The organism is Anabaena sp. UHCC 0451 (assembly GCF_034931405.1).
GTDB lineage: Bacteria > Cyanobacteriota > Cyanobacteriia > Cyanobacteriales > Nostocaceae > RDYJ01.
Genome location: NZ_JAYGHA010000001.1, coordinates 123,699 through 143,639 on the forward strand (window position 1 = coordinate 123,699; position 19,941 = coordinate 143,639).

Sequence of the window (19,941 nt, forward strand, 5' to 3'; positions counted from 1 at the left end):
GAGACGCAGAGGCGCAGAGAGTCGTTTTCTGCGTCTTTTGTTTTAGGAGAAATGAACCACGAAGGAGCGAAGAGCGCGAAGGAAGAGGAGGAAGAGGAGGGAAAGTAATTTATTCTGCGAACATTTCCGCTAAGATATCCAAGACTGCTTTTTGTTCTTCTATGGTAATTTGACCTAGAAGTTTGATTAGTCGAGTTTTATCTATTGTGCGAATTTGGTCAAGTACAATTTGTCCTTCTTTTCCTTGAAATTGACAGGTTACTCTTGTGGGGTATGGTTGCCCTTTTGTTGTCATTGGTGCAACTATTACGGTGGAAAGATGATGGTTGATTTCGTGGGGTGAGATTATTAAACAAGGGCGTGTTTTTTTAATTTCACTGCCAATGGTAGGGTTAAGATTAACTAGGAAAACATCAAATCTGTTAACTACCATTGCCATTCTGTTTCATCCCATTCTGTTGTATTGATGTCATCTAATAAGATATCATCGCCTTTTTCAGCCATTTCTATAAATGCTTGTTCCCAACCTTTTCTTACTTGTTCAACTGGGCGAATAATTAGATGATTTCCTTGAACTTCTATTTCTACTTCTGAGTTAATACCGCTTTGTTCTAATAGGGTTTTAGGTATGCGTAACCCTTGCGAGTTGCCGATTTTGACTATTCGGGTTTTTCTTGCTGTACCCATTTTATGTGTTTGGGGATAGAATGGTAGTTACATTGTAATTACAATAATGGAAAGAGTCAAGTGTAAAGCCGGAAGTAACTGTGTAAAATTCTGGAATTTCTTAAGATATATTTCACTTTTATACTGATAATTTTGTATTATATATAATTAATACCAGTTAAATCTAACAATACTAAATAATGCGTATTACTAGACTTAAAATCAAAAACTTTCGTGCCATCACATCCCTGACATTAACAGAATTGGGTGATGTTGTTATAATTGCCGGTTCTAATGGTATTGCTTTCTTTGCTGATGAAATAGCAGTCAAAAATAACTTTGCACAAGCTAATGAAGTTTTCATTCCCAGTATTGCCGTCGGGGAATTGTGTTATGGTGCAAGAAAATCTGGACGTTCAAAAGAAAATCTAGAATGAATTGAAGAATTTATCGCTAATAATACTGTAATTGACTGTAATATAGAAACATCACGAAAATACGGTGAGATAAAAAATCAGCTACGTTTAAAAGGTCGTCCGTTACCTGAAAATGATATTTGGATAGCTGCAATAAGTCTTCAATATAATCTAATTTTAGTTACACGCGATGCTCATTTTCAGGAAGTTGAAAATTTACAAACAGTTTCTTGGATATAGCACGCAAATTGGTAATAAAAAAATAATCATGACAGAAGAGATTGAAATCAAAACCAGTATCGGTAACGTATTTGCAGATTTAGATTTACCCAACCCAGATGAAATGCTAGTAAAAGCTGAACTAGCACGAAAAATCAGTAATGCTATCACTGCACGTCATATCACCCAAGCAGAAGCGGCTGAATTATTAGGAATTGATCAGCCAAAAGTTTCTGCTTTAATGAGAGGAAGACTGACAGGTTTTTCTCTGGAAAGAATGTTTAGATTTCTCAATACATTGGGAATTGATGTAGAAATTACAGTCAAACCTAAATCTAGAAATAATGCACGGATAACAGTAGTTTAATTTGTGCTTCTGAAAATTCAAAATTCAAGGAAGAAATATATGAATACTTTAGTGAAAGAATTATTAAGCACATTTGATAGTTTACCAGAATCCGAAAGACTAGAAATAGCTGGGGAAATTTTGAAACGGGTTACAAATTTAGACTTTCCACCTTTATCTGATGAAGATTTAGTGTGGAATGCTGAAGAACTTTTTTTAGAATTAGATCAATATTAAAAATATAGTAATAGCTTATGAGTTCCATTAATTCACAATTATCATCTGATTTAATTAACGAAGGTGAGCAAGCTATTCGTCAAAAATTGGCATTACAATTGTATGATCAAAATATCTTTACTTTTGGTCAAGCGCGACGTTTAGCTAATTTGTCTGTTTGGGAATTTCAGCGACTTTTAGGAACAAGAAAAATTGAACGATATTATACTGAAGTTGATTTATTGGAAGATGTAAATACTATTCAAGCAGGTTTTTAAGGCGTAACCAGAAATAGAATTCCCATTGTAGCTAAATCTACCTCTTCAGAAATTTCTGCCGCATCTTCACCACAAAACTATTAACCTCCGGTATTCTCATCATCCCAGCAATAACCGCAAATACAAAAATTCCCACTGCACCAGAAACACACAACTCAACTATTAAAACAACTAAACCCTTATTTCCCAAAACCTGCTGACAACCAACCAAAGTCCCATAACTTGCAACTCCAGCAACAACGCTACCCGCAGTTAAACCCAGAATTGGTAAACTCCATTCCCGCAAAGGTAAACCGTTCAATTTACGATTTAACAACCACAATAACATTAAAATTGAACTGCAATTTACCCCAACTGTAGCTAACACCAAACCAGGCGCACCAAAAGGTTTAACTAAGATAAAATCTAAAACAGCATTGAGTAAAATATTAAAAGTGCTAATTCTAAAAGGTGTTTGTCCATCACCTAAAGCATAAAATACTCTTACTAAAACATCACGCCCTAAATAAACAAACATCCCAATACCATAGGCAACTAATAAAGAAGAAACTAACTCTGTAGCTTCTTGTTTAAATGCTCCCCGTTGATAAACTACCTGCACAATTGGCTCAGATAAAGCTATCATTAACGCCCCTAAAGGTAGCATTGTTACCGCAGTTAATAACAGTCCTTGACGAATGCGTAATTTTAAATCAGGCCAGTTTTCTGGTTCAGCTAATTTGGCAAATATAGGTAATAAAGGTAGTAAAATAATATTAGAAATAATTCCTAATGGAGTTTGTACTAATAAATTGGCATAGTTAAAACCTGCGGCTGCACCTTTAATTGGACTGGCAAAATATAAATCTGTTGCGACATTAATCGGCATCATTCCCGAAGAAATTGTTGCCGGAGTCATGATTTTAATGACTTCTTGAACAGCAGGAGATTTAAAATCAAATCTTAGTCTTAATGTTCCTAAACCTAACCGCCACTGCACAATTAATTGCACTGACCATTGCAAAATCGCACCAGCTAAAGTTCCCCAAGCTAATACCATGCCACCGATTAAAGCAAATTCTGGCTTGATGATATCTTTGCCATATTGCAAAGCCAAAATCCCAATACCTGCAATTACGGTAACGCTAGATAATAACGGACTAATTGAAAGTAACCAATATTGATTTGCTGCGTTGAGAGTACCAAAACCAATGCCAATTAAACCGGAAAATAAGGCCATAGGAGCCATTATTTGCAGTTGACGAATGGCAATTTCTCTCGTGGCAGGTTCTAAACCATAACCAACTATATCAATGATTGGTGCTGCCAAAAAAATCTGAGCAATTGTGACTAACAACAGTAACCCACCAACTATGGTTGTTACTGTTTCTACTAGAGGTGCAGATTCTTCTCGTTTACGTTTGGCTAAAACGCTAACAATGGCACTATGTAATGGTCCATTGACACCACCGAGTAAAATTAACAAAAAGCCAGGGATAATATAGGCGTAACTGTATGCAGTAGCAGCAGCACCAACACCGAAAACAGCCGCTATGGCTTGTTGTCTAATTAAACCAAATACTTTACTAATTAATGTGGCTGCGGCAACAATACCAGCAATACCAGCGAAAGAACGAGAGGGTTTTTGATCTTGTTGTGTCACGAATATCAGTTATCAATTGTTATTAGTCGTAGGGGCGAAGCATTCAGGCGATAAATGACCGATTTTTTCTCAAGGCTATTTTCTGAATGCTTCGCCCGTACATTAAAAAAGTATTCGGAGAATAGCTTTTCACTCACCTACAACCCAAACTATCTTTTGTAGAAACACCAGTTACAGGATTAACACCATCAGCCCGTTCACACAATAGCGAAACCTGATAACGGTCAATTAAAGCATCTGTAAAATCAGCACCAGTGATATCTGCATCAAAAAAGCGGCTACGGGTTAAAGTAGCTTCTGTGAAAATAGTATTCTTGAGATTAGCACCATCTAGGGTAACACGATCAACTAAAGCACCTGTTAAATTAGCATCTTGTAAATTTGCCTTTAATAATACACCTTTCGTTAATATGGCGTTAGTTAAATTCGCACCTTGAAAGTTTGCCCCGCGCATTTCTGCGGCTACAAAATTTTCTCCTGTTAAATCAATGTTAGAAAAGTCACGATTTTCTAAAGAGGCGTTGTTATAGTTAATAGTGTTGGTTTGAGCGAAGGCAGGTTTAGGATTGATAATTATCCACAACCAAGCTAGAAGCAAAATCAATATTAAACTAAAAAATCTCAACAAAATCTTTTTCATAAATTTATAGTTGGTCATTGGTCATTGGTCATTGGTCATTGGTTAATGTTTTAACTAATGACTAATGACTAATAACTAATGACTATTTCCAATCTTTACCAATGCGAATTGTGAGGTCAGATTCTAAATCGCCATTTGCGGAAATGTCAATTTGACCTAATCCTAAAACTTCTTGCAATTCTACTCCTGGTTGTGGGTTTCCTTTCTGAACAATTATCTGCGTTTGGCGTTGGGTATCAGGCCAATCGGGAACAGTGTAAATATTTGTAAAACCTTTTTCTTTGAGATAGGTAATAACTTTTTCCGTTAACTGAGGTTGATTGGAAGCATTTTGAATAGCAACTTTGAGGCGAGAAACAGGACGTAAATCTGGTTTAAGCCCAGGTATATTCACCCCAACATAATTATTCAATAAGCTTTGTTGTCCAGTGAGATTCAACCAATAGCTATCAGGGTCTTTACTAAATTTGCTAAACGTACCAGGTAGCATGGCCATTTGGAAATTATCCCGTTCTACATTCACGGAAAAATTCGCTAATGCCATCATTTCTTCCATTTTCAGATTGGTGTCAAAATACTTTCGCATAATGCGAGTAATTTGGGGCAACCTGGGTAAAACTGTGGGACTATTTAAGCGTTGAACCAAAGCTGTGATTAGTGCCTGTTGGCGCTGCACTCTTGGTATATCGCCTACATTGGATTCCCGGAAACGGGCAAACAATTCTGCTTGTTCACCGTTCAAAGTTTGCCAACCGCTCACTAAATTCGCCGATAAACTAGCGGAATTATCTTGATAATTCATGGCTTGAGGTACAAATACATCTACCCCGCCTAATTGATCAACTAATTGCCGCAAGCCGCTGGTAGAAATACGAATATAGCGATCTATGGGAGCATTGCTTAAAGTACGACTAACTACCCGTGCGGCTAATACTGGACCACCTTTGGTATTAGCTTCAGATACCTTAGTTAATCCTTCTTGTGGCAGGGAAATCATTGTCCCTCTGGGAATAGAAAGCACACGAATAGATTTATCGCTGGGATTTAGCCTGACTAGCAACATGGTATCGCTGCTACCAGCAAAACTTTCTGGGGAACCGTCAACAGTACCCTTAACTGGTTCAATTCCCATGACTAAAATATTCATGGGTTTTGATAGTTGATACTGAGAAAGTTTATTCCATAAATCCCCTGGTACTTTTACTTGGTCTTTACTAGTAGATCCAAAATCATCATCTTTAGCTTGATCTAAATTACTCCACAGAGGAGTCCACAGTGCCAAAGTTGATACTAGTAACCCAGATAAAATAATCCCCACAACAAAAGTTAATATCCACAATAGCCAGCGGGGCATTGTTAACCCTAAGCGATCATAGAGTTCATTAGGAATAGCACCTACTGACTCGACGACGTTAAGCGGATTATTTGCTGGCTGTTTTGCTTTAACCTCTGTTCCCGATGCTGGTATTGGGGTCGGTATGACCTGATTTTCTACCCGTTGAAATTGCTGTGGTTTTCCCTCTTGATCTAATGCTGTTGTTTGTTGAGGTATGACTTGATTTTCCGACCATTGAACTTGTTTTATCACAATTATCTCCCCACTCAACCACTCCCTAAAGGTATGTTAATGCAAGCTACAAATTTTGCCAGATTTTTATTGAGATTTTTAAGCTATTGCTGTTCTCTACTTTAAACTAAGTCATAAATCTTACATTTGTAAGGATGGTGATTTATCAGTAGAGACAATCCAAAATCCCAAATCTCAACAAGATGAACGAATAAATGGCTTACACTTACGTCAGGAATACAGGATTAATATTAATACAGCATCTTGCAGGTAAATAAAGTACAAAATAAATTTTCTTGATTATGTACTAAGAAAGTTTTACCACTGACTGCTACTGTAATCTGCAAATTAATCTTGTTAATCCTTTAATCTTTCAATTATGATCCAAAATCCCAAATTGAATGAATGTACACTGGTACTGTTCTGCAATAGGTGTATATAACAACATGAGCAATTTACTGATCCCTGTAATTCTGGCTGGCGGTAAAGGTGAGCGTTTTTGGCCTCTCAGTCGCCGGCACAGACCAAAGCAATTTTTAAGTCTCGATGGCAGTTCTAGAAGCCTACTACAAGCTACCGCTGATCGGTTGCTAACACTTGCAGGTGGCTGGGATCACTTATGGGTGATAACTTCTAGCCAAATCGCTCAAGGAGTACGAGAACAATTACCCGATCTGCCAGAGCTTAATTTGCTGATTGAATCAGAGGGTAGAGATACAGCTGCTGCCGTGGCTTGGACAAGTTTAGAAATTAAAAAGCGTTATGGAGAAGATGCTGTCATTGGCTTTTTTCCCGCTGATCACTGGATTGCAGATCAAGATGTGTTTGCACATACATTGAGTGCGGCTACGCAGTTAGCGACTAGCACAGCAGCGATTGTCACTTTGGGGATCAAGCCTACTTTTCCATCAACTGGTTACGGCTACATTGAACAAGGTGAAAAAATTGGTAGTTTTAATAACTTGCCAGCTTATCACGTCAACCGCTTTACTGAAAAGCCCAATCTGGAAACAGCTGAAACTTTTTTATCAACAGGACGGTTTAGCTGGAACAGTGGTATGTTCGTCTTTCGGGCTGGGGTGGTTCTGGAAGAACTACGTATCCATGCCCCAGAAATTATCGAACCTTTAGAACAACAAGGCCCTGATGTTTACCCCCAGTTGCCTAAGAAGAGTATAGATTATGCTCTGATGGAAAAAACAAGTCTAGCATACGTTTTACCAGTGGAGTTTGGTTGGGATGATCTGGGTGACTGGAATGCGATTGAACGTCTACTCAAACAAGAAGATAATCCTAATGTAGAATTAGCTACCCACGTAGGGCTAGATACCCAAGGGGCAATTGTTTATGCCTCCAATGCAGATGATGTAGTTGTGACGATTGGGTTAGAAGATGTAGTGATTGTGCGCGATCGCAATGTTACCCTGGTAGTTAAAAAGGAACGTACTCAAGAAATTAAGCAAATCCTTAAAACCCTGCAAAATGATCCCCGATTTACGGACTTGCTGTAAAAGTTAACACCCTTGGTAGAGGCTCAACAGTGCTGTTTTCAATTATAACTAGACTGCCCAATTGTATTCTGTGACATTTAGGTTGATCAACAGTATTTAGTCCAGGATGGGGACTGGAGATTGGGGACTGGGGACTGGGGACTAGGGACTGAGGACTGAGGACTGGGGACTGGGGACTGGGGACTGGGGACTGGGGACTGAGGAGTTTTTCTCAATCACCGAATCCCCAATTACCAATCACCTAATCCCTAATCCCTAATCCCTAATCCCTAATCCCCAATCCCCAATCCCCAATCCCCAATCCCCAATCCCCAATCCTCAATCCTCAATCCCCAATCCTCAAAATGTTCTTAACTCAAACTGTGCCTCGACAACGTGAAATTATTGAAGTAGTCCTCCGCAATGGTTGGGACTATATGCGAAGGTTACTGACTGGGGGCAAAACTGATCAACCCCAACTACCTACACCTGCGGTCTTAAAAAATATTTTGGTGGATTTGGGTCCGGTTTATGTCAAACTCGGTCAGCTACTTTCTACTCGGCCAGATTTATTAAGTGCGGCTTACATTGAGGAACTGTCAAGTTTACAAGACGAAGTACCACCAGTTCCTTGGTCAGAAGTAGAAGTAGTGATCCGTAAACAGCTAAAACATTCACTAGAAGAAACTTTTATTACAATTAATCACATTCCAGTAGCTGCGGGATCAATTGCCCAAACCCATCGCGCTACTTTAACCGATGGACGGGAAGTAGCCCTGAAAGTGCAACGTCCGGGAATTGATGAAACTATTATCCAGGATATTGCTTTAATTCAAGGTCTCGCCGATTTGGTAGCACGGACAGATTTTGGACAAACTTTTGATATTAAATCTATTGCTGAGGAATTTACTAAAGCCTTAGAAGCAGAAATAGATTTTACACGAGAAGCTGGCTACACCGACCAACTACGCCGTAATTTATCCCAGAGTCCTTGGTATGATACGACACAAATTGTCGTTGCCGAAATTTACTGGCATTTAACTACAGAAAAGTTACTGGTGATGCAGTGGTTAGATGGAGTACCTTTGCTTACCGCAGATTTAAGTATTAACGATAATGGTCAAGACCTGATCACTAAACGCAAAGCCGTCACTACTTTACTGTTTCGGGTCTTTTTTCAGCAACTATATATTGATGGTTTCTTTCATGCTGATCCCCATCCTGGAAATTTGTTTTATCTCACAGATGGACGTGTTGCTCTTTTAGATTGTGGCATGGTGGGTAGACTTGATCCCCGCACTCAGCAAATATTAACAGAAATGTTGTTGGCAATTGTTGATTTAGATGCTCAAAGATGCGCTCAGTTAACTTTGCAACTCTCAGATTCTGCTCAACCAGTTATTTTATCTCGGTTAGAAAATGATTATGAGCGAATGCTGCGAAAGTATTATAATATCAGCCTGACTGAGATCAATTTCAGTCAAATAATTTATGAAATTTTACAAATTGCCCGCAATAATAAAATTCGCTTACCCAGCAATATGGGTTTATATGCCAAAACTTTAGCAAATTTAGAAGGGGTAGCGCGTACCTTTAACCCAGAAGTTAATTTATTTGATGAAATTAAACCATTAATTACAGATTTGTTTCGTCGTCAGTTATTGGGAGATAGTCCTGTACGTTCACTTCTCCGTACTGCGTTAGATATCAAAAGTCTCTCTTTACAATCTCCCCGGCAAATTGAATTATTATTAGACCGTGTAACATCCGAAACTCTACAATGGAATTTATCATTAAGAGGTTTAGACGGTGTACGCCGGACAATGGACGATGCTGCCAACCGTCTATCTTTTAGCATCTTAGTAGGGTCGCTGATCATGGGGGCAGCAATTATTTCTACTAGAGCTACAACATCCCAATTATCTTATGTGAGCAGTGTGTTATTTGCTGCTGCTAGTTTATTAGGTCTATGGTTAATTATTAGTATTTTACGCTCAGGACGTTTGAAGTAAATAAATAAATTCAGCTAAGTGAGCAGATCTAGATTGCAATTGTTAACTTTTCTATCTGATTTTCACAAGAGGCTTAACATAACCGCAGATTACTTAGATAATTATACTTAAACAATTAATGTAATTACATTAATTTACGTCAGAAAATAAATATTCATGTTAAATCAACCAACTATTTTCCAGATGGTGAAAAATATCCCTTTACCAGGTGATCCACTGCCATCCAATTCCCGATTTTATATTGAACGTCCTCCAATTGAAAGCGATGCTTATACAGAGTTGAACAACCCTGGGGGGTTACTCCGCATTAAAGCATCTTCTAATATGGGCAAGAGTTCCTTGATGTTACGGTTAATTGACCAAGCCATGAATCAAGGATACTCAATAGTTACCATAGATTTTAAACAGGCAGATAGCGAAATTTTTGTGAGTCTTAACAAATTTTTGCGCTGGTTTTGTATTAATGTTGCGCGTCAGTTGTCCCTTGCACCCAATCTAAATGATTATTGGGATGAGGAGATTGGTAGTAAAATTAGTGCTTCAATTTATTTTGAGGGGTATTTATTAGAACAAATTCAGAGTCCATTAATTTTGGTGTTAAATGAAGTAAATTATATTTTTGAACATCCGCAAATTGCTCAAGATTTTTTGCCTTTATTAAGAAGTTGGCATGAACAAGCTAAACAAACTGAAATTTGGCAAAATTTGCGTCTGGTAGTAATTCACTCTACAGAAGTTTATATTCCTTTAAATGTCAATCAATCTCCCTTTAATGTGGGGTTAGCCTTAAAAATTCCCGAATTTAATGGGGAACAAGTAACAGAATTTGCTCAAAGAAACGAACTGAATTGGTTTGATAGTAGTGCTGTCGAACAATTAATGCAGCTTGTAGGTGGACATCCTTATTTAATTCATTTAGGTTTATATCATCTTCAGCAACAAAAGATTTCTTTTCCAGAACTCCTAGCAACGGCTATTAGTTATAACGGCATTTATAGCAATCATTTACGGTGTTTGTTGACGAGATTACACAGTAATTCAGAATTATCTAAAGCTTATGATCAAATTATAAATTCCCAACAATCTACCCACATATCTACAAATTTAATTTATAAATTAGATAGTTTAGGGCTGATTAAATTAGAATGTGAAAACATTAAACCTGCTTGTGAAATGTATCGCTTATTTTTTCAAAAAGAGAATTTAATTGGAGAGATAAATAAAAATCATTATATGCGGTTACAAAACCTAGAACAAGAAAATGAAAAATTGAAATTATTAGTAAATGTTGATACACTGACTCAAGTTGCTAACCGGAGGTATTTTGATAATCGCTTCCAATTAGAATGGACAAGGATGAAAAAAATCCAAGAACCCATATCTTTAATATTAGCAGATATAGATAACTTTAAACTTTATAATGACACTTACGGACATCAAGCTGGAGATGATTGTTTGCGTCAAGTTACTCAAGCCATTGCTTCATTAATAAAACGTCCAGGTGATTTAGTCGCTCGTTATGGTGGTGAAGAATTTGCTGTAATTCTCCCACAAACAGACGCAACAGCAGCAATAATAATTGCTGAAGATATTAGAGAAACGGTAAAATCATTGAGAATTAAAATTCCTTTTTTAACTAAAAAAGTTCAAGAAACAAATATAACTAGAGTCACAATTAGCTTAGGAATTGCTTGTGTTATTCCTTTAGCAGATTTTTCTTTAAGGGAATTTTTTGAAGCGGCTGATCAAGCACTATATCAAGCCAAGCAGTTGGGACGCGATCGCACTATTTTAAGTTCCAAATTTAAATTTGGCTATTCTGAACCATAAATATTAGTATTATGAATAATTATACCTATCAAGTTGGTGGTAGCCTTACAAATAACGCTCCTAGTTATGTAGAAAGAGAAGCTGATATAGAATTGTATCAAGCTTTAAGACAGGGGGAGTTTTGCTATGTTCTTAACTGTCGTCAGATGGGTAAATCATCTCTATTAGTGAGAGCAAAACATCGTTTAGAACAGGAAGGATTTAAATGTACAACTGTTGATATGACTAATATTGGCAGTGAGAATATTACCCCAAGTCAATGGTATAAAGGTATAGTTGCCGATTTATGGAGAGGCTTTAAACTATTAGGTAAATTAAATTTAAAATTATGGTGGCAAGCAGGAGATGATATTTCTTTATTGCAAAATTTAAGCAGGTTTTTTGATGAGTTATTAATTCAGTTCCCAGAAGATCAACTCATTATCTTTATAGATGAAATAGACAGTATTCTTAGTTTAAATTTTCAGGTAGATGATTTTTTTGCCCTAATTAGATACTGCTATAATCAAAGAGCAATAGAACCAGAATACAAGCGGTTGACATTTGCAATTTTTGGAGTTGCTACCCCATCCGATTTAATTCAAGATCCTAAAAGAACACCTTTTAATATTGGTAAGGCTATTGAATTAACAGGATTTAAAATAGAAGATGTAGATTCTTTAATTAGAGGTTTAGAAGCATTTGCGCCTAATCCTAAAGCAATAATAAAACAAGTTTTATCTTGGACAGAAGGACAGCCTTTTCTAACCCAAAAAATATGTAATTTAATTACTGGACTAGAATTTAAAACAGAAGCTAAACTTCTTGATTTTATTGGAGGTAGTGAAGAATTTTGGATCGAGAATATTATTGATAATAAAATTATTCAAAATTGGGAATATCATGATGAACCAGAACATTTAAAAACAATCCGAGATCGGATACTTTATAATCAACAACTGGCTGGTAAATTATTGGGAATATATCAGCAGATTTTGCAAGGTGCCAAAGTACCAATTGATGAGAGTAGAGAGCAAATAGAATTGTTGCTTTCAGGTTTAGTAGTCAAAAAAGCAGGATTGTTAACTGTTAAAAATCGCATTTATGCTGAAGTATTTAATTTCAATTGGGTAGAAAAACAATTAGCTAATTTACGTCCTTACTCTCAAACTTTTGATGCTTGGTTAACTTCCCAACAAACTGATGAATCTCGCTTATTGAGAGGACAAGCACTAGCAGACGCTCAAGCTTGGGCTTGGGATAAAAGTTTAACAAATTTAGATCATCAATTTTTAGGTAAAAGTGCAGAATTACAACACCGAGAACAACAACTTATTTTAGTAGCAGAAAGAGCCAAAAGTATTGAAATTCAACTGCTTGAACAACAAAAAAATGCTCGCTTACAAAAATTTTTATTAGGAGTAATTAGTATAGCTTTTTTAACGGCTGTGGGTTTAGGAGGGATAACTTTCTGGTTATATCGTCAGTCTCGTCAGAGCGAAAGATTAGCAAAAATAAGTGAAATTGAAGCACTAACATCTTCATCAGAAGCTCGATTTAAGTCTCATCAAGGATTAGAAGCTTTACAAGATGCAATTAAAGCCAAAAGAGAATTTAAGGAGTTAAAAATTAATCATCCTGACCTGGAAAAACTAACAAATAATGTTTTGCGTCAAGCAAGTTATGGAGCGCAAGAATGGAATCGTTTTTCAGGTCATAATCTCAGTTTTATTTGGGATTTAGCCTGGAGTCCTGATAGTCAGATAATAGCACTTGCTAGTCGGGATCAAGTATGGTTGTGGCAGCAAAATGGCAAATTACTCCGTACATTTAAAGGACATAATTCCACAGTTTTGACAGTTGCTTTTAGTCCTAATGGTAAAATGATTGCTTCTGGTAGTATTGATAAAACTATCAAACTCTGGTCTTTAAATGGTCAAGAGTTGAAAACTATTTCTGTTAATGCACAAGTTCAAAGTATAGCTTTTAGTCCTGATGGTAAACTGCTGGCAATTGGCATGAATGATGGTAACTTAGGATTGTGGAATTTAGAAGCAGAAAAACTGACTATTATTAAAGCTCATAAACTCAATATTTATAAAGTAATATTTACTCCTGATGGTGAAGAATTAGTCACAGGTAGTTTTGACGGCACAGCAATACTTTGGAGTAGAAACGGGAAAAAATTAGTTACCTTTAATCGTGGTAAAGATGCTGTCAGAGGTTTAGCAATTTCTCCTGATGGTAAATTTTTAGCTACAGGTGGTAATAATAAAAAGATGGAGATTTGGAGTCTTGATGGTAGAAAAATAAACTCTTTTGAGGGACAATATTCAGTAATTGCTATTACCTTTAATCCTGATGGGAAAACTATTGCTGCTGCCAGTTGGGATAAAGTAGTAAAAATGTGGAGTCTGGATGGTAAAGATTTAGGAACTTTGGAAAGACATCAAGCAGCAATTTGGGCGATCGCGTGGAGTCCTGATGGTAAAATTTTAGCCACAGGTAGTTTAGATAGTAGTGTTAAACTTTGGCAGTTAGAAAATCCTTTAATCACCGTTTTAAGAGGACATCAACTCAACTTAACACAAGCTGCCATTAGTCCTAATGGTAAAATCATTGCTACCACAGGTTGGGATTATGTCATTAATCTTTGGCAACCTAATGGTACATTACTTAGAAGTCTCAAAGGACACGAAAGTGGAGTTACCTCTGTTGTCTTTAGTCCTGATGGCGAGTATTTAGCGACTGCCAGTTATGATAAAACTATCAAAATCTGGAACATAGATGGCACTCTGATAGAAACTCTACCAGGACACACTGCACCAATCGAAAATATTGCCTTAAGTCCTGATGGTCAACTTCTCGCTTCTGTTGGTAATGATCAAACCCTGCGACTGTGGAAAAGAGATGATCAAAAACCATTCAGTTTTCAGTTACAAAAAACAATTTCCGCACACAAAGAACCTATTTTTGGTGTGCATTTTAGTCCTGATGGTAAGTTGTTAGCAACTGCTAGTTTAGATAAAACAGTAAGTTTATGGAATAGGGAAGGTAAACTCCTAAATACCTTAAAAGGACATAATAACCAAGTTTTTGATGTTGCCTTTAGTCCCAATGGTGAATTAATTGCATCGTTAAGCGATGATCGTACTATCAAATTATGGCAACGTAATGGTCGGTTCTTAAAAACATTAGTCCAGTCAAAAGCCAGATTGAACAGGCTCAAATTTAGTCCAGATGGACGAATGATAGCTGTTGCCAGTGAAGATAACACAATCAATCTCTGGAATCTTGATGGTACACCAATAATTAGCCTATTTGGCCATCGTGGGCTGGTGTATTCCTTATCCTTTAGTCCTGATGGTAAAAGTTTAGTTTCTGTCAGCAGCGATCGCACCGCAATTATCTGGGACTTACCCCGAATTTTTGCCCTCAATGAATTAGATTATGCTTGTAATTGGATCAGGGATTATTTACAGAATAATCAAGAATTAGCAAAAAATGATTCCCCTAGAGAGAAGCTTTCTGATCGCCATCTGTGTGATCCTTAAGTAGGAGGTAGAAACTCAAAAGCAGAAAGTAGAAGGAAATATTTTTTTATGTCAATAATCATAGCAGAAAACCTCAGTAAATCCTATCCAGTAGCTATTAAAGATCCGGGCATTCGTGGAACTATCAACCACTTTTTTCGCCGTACATATCGCAATATTAATGCTGTTCAGGATGTTTCCTTTAGCATCGAACCAGGGGAAGTAGTGGGATTTTTAGGGCCTAATGGTGCTGGTAAAACCACAACTTTAAAAATGCTCACAGGCTTAATTCATCCCTCTACTGGAAAAGTCAAAGTTGCTGGACAAATTCCCTTTCGTCGTCAAGAAGCATTCTTGCAAAAAATTACCCTCATCATGGGACAAAAACAGCAATTAATTTGGGACTTACCAGCAATAGATTCCTTAAAAATCAACGCCGCAGTTTACAACATTTCTGATCAAGAATTTCATCGACGAGTTGGTGAATTAACAGAAATGCTATCTCTAGAAAGTAAGCTTAACCAACCAGTCCGAAAACTTTCATTAGGTGAAAGAATGAAAGCAGAACTGTTAGCTGCACTTTTACACCGTCCCCAAGTTTTATTTTTAGATGAACCAACTTTAGGGCTAGATGTTAATGCTCAAGTAGGAGTAAGGGACTTTTTACGAGAATACAATCAACTCTATCAAGCAACGGTATTATTAACAAGTCATTACATGACAGATATCACAGCTTTGTGTCAACGTGTCCTCGTAATACACCAAGGAAAATTAATGTATGATGGTAGACTAGATGGACTCTTAGAAAACTTCGCACCCTACCGAGAAATTTATGTAGAATTAGCTCAACCATTACCCGCAGAAAAACTGATGTCCTATGGTGATATTCAACTTTTAGAAGGTCGCTCAGTGCGGTTTATTGTCCAGAGAGAAGCACTAACTAGCACCGTATCACAAATTTTAGCTGATTTGGATGTGGTAGATTTAACAGTCACTGAACCACCAGTAGAAGAAGTAATAGGTAGAGTTTTTCAATCTGGTGTTGTTTAAAAGGGAATAGGAAATAGTCAAATTTAAATAAAATATCTATCTATGAAACAAACTTTCAAAAAAATCCTGACTTTACTAACAGTATATTATGCCTATATGCTGGAATATCGCTCAGAACTAATATTATGGGTTTTATCTGGTTCTTTACCAATTATTCTCATGGGTGTATGGATAAAAGCGTCAGAAGAGGGAGACTTTGGTCTTCAGCCTGTAGATTTTGCTCGTTACTTTTTTGCTGTTTTTCTGGTTAGACAACTTACCGTTGTGTGGGTGATTTATGATTTTGAAAAAGAGGTAGTAGAAGGTAAACTATCACCCCGACTATTACAACCTATAGACCCAGTATTTCATCATCTAGCTACTCACATATCTGAAAGATTTGCGCGGATACCTTTTGTCTTTCTATTAATAGGATTATTTTTTCTATTATATCCCCAAGCTTTTTGGTTGCCGAGTATATCTAATTTATTCTTATTTATCTTAGCTGCGTTTCTGGCTTTTGCATTAAGATTTTTAATTCAGTATACCTTTGCTATGTTCGCTTTTTGGACAGAAAGAGCTACAGCATTAGAAAATTTTTGGTTATTGTTTTTTCTGTTTTTATCAGGTCTGATTGCACCTTTAGAAGTCTTTCCAGAAGCTGTGCGAAACGTGGTTATGTTTACACCATTTCCCTATTTAATTCATTTTCCTGCCAGTATTTTGGTGGGTTTACCAGTAGATTTAACCAGGGGATTTTTATCCATTCTAGGTTGGTTACTCATCTTTTTAGGTGCAAATCGCTTATTATGGCGTGCAGGATTAAAGCAGTATTCTGGAATGGGAGCATGAATAATTGATAATTAAGAGTTTTCAGGTTCAATGATTTCATTTGGTGGTATCTGAATACTTTGAATTATTGCTTGTAATTCCTCTAGAGTATTTACAGTGAGAACGCCTTTCTGAATAGTTCTTAAAATTTCTAAATCATAAATTTGTGCTATTTCTGGCATTAGTTCCAAACCTTCAGCACCGAATTTAATATCTAAAGCCAACTCAATTCCTGACAGCCTTTCTTTTAGCCGTCCTTCTTCTCTACCCTTGTGCATAATTTCTTGATAGAAGAAAGATTTTTCTAACACAATTATCCTCCACCTGATAGTTTATTTAAATCTAACTTCCTCATATTTTGCTACATCATCATGATTGCGAAAAGAAAAATTTATAACTATGATTATTTTTTATGGTGGTCAATCTTACATCTTGCACCAGGCGACTGGAAGTCACGGCTATACATACAAAACCCACCTGCGTCGGTTTCAAACCCTTGATTTTCCGTGAGTCCGTGCAGACGGACTTAGTTTGTATAGCAGTGATTTCCAATCACCTGGGCTTGGTGCTGAAATTTTAGCAGTTTAATTTCTCTCCATAAATTCCCGCAATTCATCAATATTATTTACAGTCAGAATGCCCCTTTGAATAATTTTCAACTTCTCTAAATCAGAAATTTGTGATATTTCCGGCATTAGTTGTAAACCTTCTTGACCGAATTTTATTTCTAAACTTAGTTCAATGCCTGAAACTATACCCCGTTTTTCACCTCTTTGTTCACCTCGTTTTTCACCTTCTTTTAAAATCTGCTGATACCAGGGAGACTCGCTTAATACCACCATATCCCACCTCATGATTTGCTGAACTAAAACGCTATCTAATACGAAGGTAGCAAAAAAAGCCATGACTGTTTCTAATTGGCTTAATTGTTCATCTGCACGGAGCATTTGTAATGCTTGTCTGACTATCGCTTCTTCACCACCACCTTTGAGAATTGGTACAAAGGGAAGTAGTGAAGGAATAGGTTGACTCAAGGCTATTTCTACATCTACTTCCCAAAGATTTATCACCCGGTAGTCTTGACGCGCTTGTAAACCAGCAAATTCTGATTCGTAGCGGGTAGGAATTTCTTCTTCGTTCTCTTTGAGAATGTTAATTAATACGGGGTAGGTGGGAAGATTATATTTTTCCTCCGCTAATGCTGTATAAGCCCGCATTCGTTTGGGAATTTCTGGCTTATATCTTAATTGTAACTCGTTGAGTACCAGAAATTCACCGTATTTTGGACTGTTAGCTTTAACTAATACATCGCTTTCCCGGCTTATCCATTGAAATTCTGAATTGATGATTTCTCCGGTGATAATGTCGGGTATTTGTGTCACCCATTTTACCCAATTTTCGGGGGCTAGGCTGATTAGTTTTTTGGTACTAATATCTGCTTTTTTGACCATAAGGTTAATAAGATTTATTTCACGCAGAGGCGCAGAGAACGCAGAGTAAGAGAGATGTTACAAGTTACTAGGAATTGTCTTGAATCTATCTGCTGAACCAAGAGAATAATCTTCTAATTTAAAATCAGCAAATGGCTTTTTTTCTAATCTATCTCTTAATGCTTCATCTAATATTACTCCTTCAGCTTGTTTCTTAACTCCAATGATAATTATACTGCGTTGATAGGCGGTTGAATCTTGACTTGCTTGACAATCTTTTCTCTGAAATTGTCCCAGGTTTAATAAGCGATAACCTTTGACGCTAGTTGTGTTACTAAATATCTTTTTGGCTAAAAGTTGAATTTGCTTGGAACGTTCTAAAGCTCGATTTTGTTCTGCTGTTACATCACCTTCACAGGAAGCTGTTCCTACAGAAATAATCTCGCTAGGGTTTTCCATTATTCTCTGGATACCTTCTTCTTCTAATTTGGATTTTAAAGAGTCAAGGTTAATAATTTCATCATTATATTTAATTTGATAGGTGCTGCCTAATTGCCATTTATATTCTACTGATAAAACTGCTATATTAAATTCTGCTACTCTCCCTTGACTATCTTTCCCTTCTTCATACGGAAAATAATCAACGTTGCCTTTTTTAACTGGTGCTTGTCCATAGTCAGCCGGAAGCACAGTAAATTTGTTATTTCGGTTTGCTAGTGCTGCTGTCCACAGTAATAATAAGGAAACAATTAACGCAGTGAACAAGGCTAATAATGGTAATTTCTCAGGTTGTTTTTTAGGTGCTTTAACTGTTTGGTTGGTGGTTGGTTGTTTGAGTATTTCTGTGGAAAATCCACCGACTACATTTACTGTTGCTGCGTTACTTACTGTCAATGGATTTTCTAAATCTGTCAATTTATCTAATATTTCTCTGGCATTTTCAGGACGTTTATTAACTTCATTTGCCATTAACCAATCAACAAAATTTAATAGCGATGGTGAAACATGATTTGCTAAATGTCGCCATTTTAAAACATCCAAATGAGTATCATATAATTGAGCCGGTTGGCATCCCGTTAATAAAAATACAAAAGTGCGTCCTAAAGCAAAAAAATCTGATTGGGGTAAGGCTTGACCATTCATTTGTTCTCTGGGACTATAACCAGATGAGGAAATGGATGTCATACTGCCATTATTGGCTATATAGGTTTTGGTAATTTCCCTGGCTGTGCCAAAATCAATTAATACTAATTGTCCATCTGGACGAATCATTATATTTGATGGTTTAATATCTCGATGTAGATATTGTTGGTTATGTACTAATAATAAAATTTCGGCTAATTTTTTTAACCAAGCTATAGCTTGTCCTTCAGAAATGGGGCGGTTTTGTTGTTGTTTTAGCCATTGTTCTAAATTCGGTCCTTCGATTTTTTCCATCACCATACAATGCAGGGTTAAACCTGCTCTGGTTTGATATTGAAAGTACCCTTCGGCTTGGGGAATACCAGGATGATGTAATTGTTCTAAAATATTTACTTCTTGCTGAAATAATGAGACGGCTTTGCTATCGTTTGCTAGTTCTTCTTTAAGGATTTTGAGGATTTTTGGTGTGTCTTTTTGGTAGGCTTCATAAACTTTACTAAATCCAGTTTTATCACTCAACAAACGCAGCACCCGATAAAGTCCTAATAATTCCAATTGAGAACCACAACTTTGACAAAAGCGGTTTTCATCGTTGTCTGGGTGGTTCGCTTGAGGACAAACTGGGTTAATACAAAGGCTCATAATAGGTGACTGGGGAATTTAGAATGAAGAAT

19 protein-coding genes are annotated in these 19,941 nt (G+C 36.8%); 11 read left to right on the plus strand and 8 right to left on the minus strand.

Going from position 1 to position 19,941, the window contains the following annotated elements:
* Positions 1–109: 109 nt before the first annotated feature.
* A complete protein-coding gene (locus tag VB694_RS00525) occupies positions 110–439 on the minus strand; it encodes a type II toxin-antitoxin system PemK/MazF family toxin (protein WP_323358356.1) in 330 nt (109 codons plus the stop codon).
* Positions 427–687: an AbrB/MazE/SpoVT family DNA-binding domain-containing protein gene (locus VB694_RS00530; protein ID WP_323358357.1), complete on the minus strand. Its 261-nt coding sequence runs from the start codon at positions 685–687 to the stop codon at positions 427–429. Before VB694_RS00530 ends, VB694_RS00525 begins: the two co-directional genes overlap by 13 nt.
* 179 nt (positions 688–866) lie before the next feature.
* Between VB694_RS00530 and VB694_RS00535 the strand changes: the two genes are divergently transcribed.
* From VB694_RS00535 to VB694_RS00555, 5 genes are read left to right on the plus strand one after another with little or no spacing between them, the layout of a single operon-like run.
* Positions 867–1,103 (plus strand): hypothetical protein, encoded by a 237-nt coding sequence (locus tag VB694_RS00535; protein ID WP_323358358.1) that lies wholly within the window; start codon positions 867–869, stop codon positions 1,101–1,103.
* Positions 1,104–1,133: 30 nt separating this feature from the next.
* Positions 1,134–1,322 carry a PIN domain-containing protein gene (locus tag VB694_RS00540; protein WP_323358536.1) on the plus strand — a complete coding sequence of 63 codons (189 nt, stop codon included), beginning with the start codon at positions 1,134–1,136 and terminating at the stop codon, positions 1,320–1,322.
* A 28-nt stretch (positions 1,323–1,350) separates the two neighbouring features.
* Complete coding sequence (locus VB694_RS00545) at positions 1,351–1,668, plus strand: helix-turn-helix transcriptional regulator (protein WP_323358359.1); 318 nt, start codon at positions 1,351–1,353, stop codon at positions 1,666–1,668.
* 39 nt (positions 1,669–1,707) lie between these two features.
* Complete coding sequence (locus tag VB694_RS00550) at positions 1,708–1,884, plus strand: hypothetical protein (protein ID WP_323358360.1); 177 nt, start codon at positions 1,708–1,710, stop codon at positions 1,882–1,884.
* A gap of 17 nt (positions 1,885–1,901) precedes the next feature.
* Positions 1,902–2,141 carry a UPF0175 family protein gene (locus VB694_RS00555; protein WP_323358361.1) on the plus strand — a complete coding sequence of 80 codons (240 nt, stop codon included), beginning with the start codon at positions 1,902–1,904 and terminating at the stop codon, positions 2,139–2,141.
* Positions 2,142–2,178: 37 nt separating this feature from the next.
* Here the strand turns inward: VB694_RS00555 and murJ are convergent, their stop codons facing one another.
* From murJ to VB694_RS00570, 3 genes are all read right to left on the minus strand, one after another.
* On the minus strand, positions 2,179–3,783 hold the full coding sequence (murJ, locus tag VB694_RS00560; protein ID WP_323358362.1) for a murein biosynthesis integral membrane protein MurJ: 1,605 nt from the start codon (positions 3,781–3,783) through the stop codon (positions 2,179–2,181).
* A 133-nt stretch (positions 3,784–3,916) separates the two neighbouring features.
* Positions 3,917–4,423: a pentapeptide repeat-containing protein gene (locus tag VB694_RS00565; protein WP_323358363.1), complete on the minus strand. Its 507-nt coding sequence runs from the start codon at positions 4,421–4,423 to the stop codon at positions 3,917–3,919.
* Between the two features lie 82 nt (positions 4,424–4,505).
* The gene (locus VB694_RS00570) at positions 4,506–6,011 is read right to left on the minus strand and encodes an LCP family protein (RefSeq protein ID WP_323358364.1); all 1,506 of its coding nucleotides are present in this window, start codon (positions 6,009–6,011) and stop codon (positions 4,506–4,508) included.
* Between the two features lie 425 nt (positions 6,012–6,436).
* Here VB694_RS00570 and VB694_RS00575 point away from each other — a divergent pair, with 425 nt between their 5' ends.
* The 6 genes from VB694_RS00575 to VB694_RS00600 all read left to right on the plus strand — a co-directional run bounded on the left by VB694_RS00575 (position 6,437) and on the right by VB694_RS00600 (position 16,715).
* On the plus strand, positions 6,437–7,501 hold the full coding sequence (locus tag VB694_RS00575) for a mannose-1-phosphate guanylyltransferase (protein WP_323358365.1): 1,065 nt from the start codon (positions 6,437–6,439) through the stop codon (positions 7,499–7,501).
* Positions 7,502–7,845: 344 nt separating this feature from the next.
* On the plus strand, positions 7,846–9,492 hold the full coding sequence (locus tag VB694_RS00580) for an AarF/ABC1/UbiB kinase family protein (RefSeq protein WP_323358366.1): 1,647 nt from the start codon (positions 7,846–7,848) through the stop codon (positions 9,490–9,492).
* 156 nt (positions 9,493–9,648) lie between these two features.
* Complete coding sequence (locus VB694_RS00585) at positions 9,649–11,322, plus strand: AAA-like domain-containing protein (protein WP_323358367.1); 1,674 nt, start codon at positions 9,649–9,651, stop codon at positions 11,320–11,322.
* Positions 11,323–11,333: 11 nt separating this feature from the next.
* On the plus strand, positions 11,334–14,855 hold the full coding sequence (locus tag VB694_RS00590; protein ID WP_323358368.1) for an AAA-like domain-containing protein: 3,522 nt from the start codon (positions 11,334–11,336) through the stop codon (positions 14,853–14,855).
* A 48-nt stretch (positions 14,856–14,903) separates the two neighbouring features.
* The gene (locus VB694_RS00595) at positions 14,904–15,884 is read left to right on the plus strand and encodes an ATP-binding cassette domain-containing protein (RefSeq protein ID WP_323358369.1); all 981 of its coding nucleotides are present in this window, start codon (positions 14,904–14,906) and stop codon (positions 15,882–15,884) included.
* 42 nt (positions 15,885–15,926) lie between these two features.
* Entirely contained in the window at positions 15,927–16,715 is a 789-nt protein-coding gene (locus VB694_RS00600) for an ABC transporter permease (protein ID WP_323358370.1), read from the plus strand.
* 11 nt (positions 16,716–16,726) lie between these two features.
* Here the strand turns inward: VB694_RS00600 and VB694_RS00605 are convergent, their stop codons facing one another.
* The 3 genes from VB694_RS00605 to VB694_RS00615 all read right to left on the minus strand — a co-directional run bounded on the left by VB694_RS00605 (position 16,727) and on the right by VB694_RS00615 (position 19,909).
* Positions 16,727–17,005, minus strand: a complete 279-nt coding sequence (locus VB694_RS00605) for a hypothetical protein (RefSeq protein WP_323358371.1) — start codon at positions 17,003–17,005, stop codon at positions 16,727–16,729.
* A gap of 273 nt (positions 17,006–17,278) precedes the next feature.
* On the minus strand, positions 17,279–18,145 hold the full coding sequence (locus tag VB694_RS00610) for an Rpn family recombination-promoting nuclease/putative transposase (RefSeq protein ID WP_323358372.1): 867 nt from the start codon (positions 18,143–18,145) through the stop codon (positions 17,279–17,281).
* 57 nt (positions 18,146–18,202) lie between these two features.
* A complete protein-coding gene (locus tag VB694_RS00615) occupies positions 18,203–19,909 on the minus strand; it encodes a serine/threonine-protein kinase (protein WP_323358373.1) in 1,707 nt (568 codons plus the stop codon).
* Positions 19,910–19,941 lie beyond the last annotated feature (32 nt).

Excerpts from the sequence above, each read along its gene's own strand:
- VB694_RS00525 (WP_323358356.1), bottom strand. The coding sequence starts at position 439 with ATGGCAATGGTAGTTAACAGATTTGATGTTTTCCTAGTTAATCTTAAC.
- VB694_RS00530 (WP_323358357.1), bottom strand. The coding sequence starts at position 687 with ATGGGTACAGCAAGAAAAACCCGAATAGTCAAAATCGGCAACTCGCAA.
- VB694_RS00535 (WP_323358358.1), top strand. The coding sequence starts at position 867 with ATGCGTATTACTAGACTTAAAATCAAAAACTTTCGTGCCATCACATCC.
- VB694_RS00545 (WP_323358359.1), top strand. The coding sequence starts at position 1,351 with ATGACAGAAGAGATTGAAATCAAAACCAGTATCGGTAACGTATTTGCA.
- VB694_RS00550 (WP_323358360.1), top strand. The coding sequence starts at position 1,708 with ATGAATACTTTAGTGAAAGAATTATTAAGCACATTTGATAGTTTACCA.
- VB694_RS00555 (WP_323358361.1), top strand. The coding sequence starts at position 1,902 with ATGAGTTCCATTAATTCACAATTATCATCTGATTTAATTAACGAAGGT.
- VB694_RS00565 (WP_323358363.1), bottom strand. The coding sequence starts at position 4,423 with ATGAAAAAGATTTTGTTGAGATTTTTTAGTTTAATATTGATTTTGCTT.
- VB694_RS00575 (WP_323358365.1), top strand. The coding sequence starts at position 6,437 with ATGAGCAATTTACTGATCCCTGTAATTCTGGCTGGCGGTAAAGGTGAG.
- VB694_RS00580 (WP_323358366.1), top strand. The coding sequence starts at position 7,846 with ATGTTCTTAACTCAAACTGTGCCTCGACAACGTGAAATTATTGAAGTA.
- VB694_RS00585 (WP_323358367.1), top strand. The coding sequence starts at position 9,649 with ATGTTAAATCAACCAACTATTTTCCAGATGGTGAAAAATATCCCTTTA.
- VB694_RS00590 (WP_323358368.1), top strand. The coding sequence starts at position 11,334 with ATGAATAATTATACCTATCAAGTTGGTGGTAGCCTTACAAATAACGCT.
- VB694_RS00595 (WP_323358369.1), top strand. The coding sequence starts at position 14,904 with ATGTCAATAATCATAGCAGAAAACCTCAGTAAATCCTATCCAGTAGCT.
- VB694_RS00600 (WP_323358370.1), top strand. The coding sequence starts at position 15,927 with ATGAAACAAACTTTCAAAAAAATCCTGACTTTACTAACAGTATATTAT.
- VB694_RS00610 (WP_323358372.1), bottom strand. The coding sequence starts at position 18,145 with ATGGTCAAAAAAGCAGATATTAGTACCAAAAAACTAATCAGCCTAGCC.
- VB694_RS00615 (WP_323358373.1), bottom strand. The coding sequence starts at position 19,909 with ATGAGCCTTTGTATTAACCCAGTTTGTCCTCAAGCGAACCACCCAGAC.